The organism is Pseudoalteromonas sp. G5_S1_54_S4, assembly GCF_054968565.1.
In genome coordinates this window covers 1-2299 of record NZ_JBQKUL010000108.1, presented here as the reverse complement: position 1 = coordinate 2299, position 2299 = coordinate 1, and the positions used below count along the sequence as shown (strand labels likewise).

Below are 2299 nucleotides of genomic sequence, written 5' to 3'. Positions count from 1 at the left end.
TTGATGACGATAAATTAATGCACCATATTATTGAAGAGTCTTTAGCTGGGTTTTGTAAAGTGCTCCATGCCAAAAATGGTGAAGATGGCATAAGACAAGTAAATAAGTATAACCCTGATATTATTTTGCTTGATGTTGAAATGCCGGGTATGTCTGGTTATGAGGTCTGCCAAAGTATTAAACAAAATAAAGCCACAACAGACATTCCGGTAATGTTTTTATCATCCAAAGTGGGGCAGGCCGAACGTATTAAAGGGTTTAGTGTTGGTGGGGCTGACTACATTTTAAAGCCTTTTAATGCACAGGAGCTGATGGCACGTATTAAAATTCTTTATCAGTACCGCAAGCAATGCGCAGCACTGCAGTATGATATAGCAAAGGCCAATAAAACAGCTGAAATGGCGATGATTGAAACCGGTGACATGGGACGCATTATGCGCTTTGTTTGTCAAAGCTACCATGCTGATAATTTAGAACTATTAAGTGAATACTTTTTAGGCTTTTTTACGCCATTACATCTCAATGTCGTGGTTGTTTTTTGGCAAAATAACCAGGGAGTGTTTTATAGCCAAGAGACGGGTGTATGCCCATTAGAGCAAGAGCTACTCATGCAGCATAAAAATGCAGAGCGCTTTGTTGATATTGGTCATAGTACTATTATTAATTACCCTAATATTTCACTGTTAATTAAAAATATGCCAATAGATACGCCATCACTGTATGGTCGCTATAAAGATTTATTTCCGCATATTTTAGAAGTAACTAACGAAAAAGTAGTTACTATACAGCAGCACCAATATCGACTAATGCGCGACAATGAGCTCACCCTTGCTTTTAAAGATATTGTTGCCCAGCTTAAAAATCAAAACGCCATGCAAACGAATGCGATTAGCCAGCTTACAGAGCAGCTCGAGCAACTCCAATCGTTAATGCAAACACAAAATGACTTACCAGCTTCGCAGCTCAATGAGCAAATAACTCAGCTTAGCCATACATCACAGCAGCTGGTTGCAACCACGAATGATTTAGCCTTTATTAAGCACCAACTAAAAACAACTACTCAACAGCGTGATGACTTAATTACTCAAACACAACTAAGTAAACAACAAGCGCAGCCAGAATCTGAGAGTGAAAATAACGATATTGAGTTGTTTTAAACTATACACCTTGCGAACTTCGTATATTGCTGCTGTTTGGGTATAATAGCGGTGAAATTTATCATCGGAGTGTGAAGTGGTTATACAGTGTGCGTTTAAAGAGTGTCGGCCATATTTGAATGAGTTAGAAACACGCTTTGGGCTTGCTCAATGGGCGGAGCAAAGCCGTGGCTTTAGTTTGCATTACGATGATAAAGGACTAAGCCTATATAAAACTGATGAGCCTAAACTAGGTGCAATTAACGTAGACTTTGTAACTGGTGCCGTTGCACATAGACGTAAATTTGGTGGTGGTAAAGGGCAATCAATTGCCAAAGCAGTTGGTCTTAATAAGGGCGCAACGCCAGTGGTACTCGATGCCACAGCAGGCCTTGGGCGTGATGGTTTTGTGTTAGCCTCGCTAGGCTGTAAAGTCATTTTACATGAGCGCCACCCCGTGGTTGCCGCGCTGTTATATGACGGTTTACAACGTGCTTATAACGATAGTGAAATTGGCCTATGGATGCAGCAAAAAATGAGCTTAATATTTGGCTCAAGCCATACCTTACTTGCTCAATGTGACAGCGTGCCCGATGTAGTGTATTTAGATCCTATGTTTCCGCACCGTGAAAAATCAGCACTGGTTAAAAAAGAAATGCGCGTATTCCAAGAATTAGTAGGTGGCGATACCGACGCCGATGATTTACTCGAGTTTGCCTACCCCCTTGCCAGCAAACGTGTTGTAGTTAAACGCCCCGATTACGCACCATTTTTAAATGATAAAACCCCAAGCATGCAAATCAAAACCAAGAAGAACCGCTTTGATGTGTATGTAAAAGCCGCGATGGTTTAGTTTAGGTTAAAGGTTAACGGGCTACGAGCGACGGGCTTCGAGCCTAAAACGTGTGCGAGGTAAACTAAGGCTGATGGGGTGGCGCACACTATTTTGTAGGCGGGGCTTTATGCCGCGTATAGGGTAAAGGCTCCGAGGGTGTAATTAATGTTGTGTAACTGCCAATTATAATTTGCTTTATCAAGAGTTGAAGGGTTAGGTGATGAATAAATAAATGACGAATTGCTTTTTAATTAATACCAAACACAATCCTGCCGAACCCCGAACCCCGAACCCCGAACCCCGAACCCCGAACCCCGAACCCCGAACC

At 41.8% G+C, this 2299-nt stretch carries 2 protein-coding genes; both read left to right on the top strand.

The window, feature by feature from the left end; all coding sequences use genetic code 11:
• Positions 1-1157, top strand: a 1157-nt coding sequence (locus ACTRWE_RS19075; protein WP_462880519.1) for a response regulator, incomplete at its 5' end; no start/stop codon positions are given.
• Between the two features lie 76 nt (positions 1158-1233).
• Positions 1234-1989, top strand: coding sequence for a class I SAM-dependent methyltransferase (locus ACTRWE_RS19070; protein WP_462880518.1), 756 nt, complete (start codon positions 1234-1236; stop codon positions 1987-1989).
• Positions 1990-2299 lie beyond the last annotated feature (310 nt).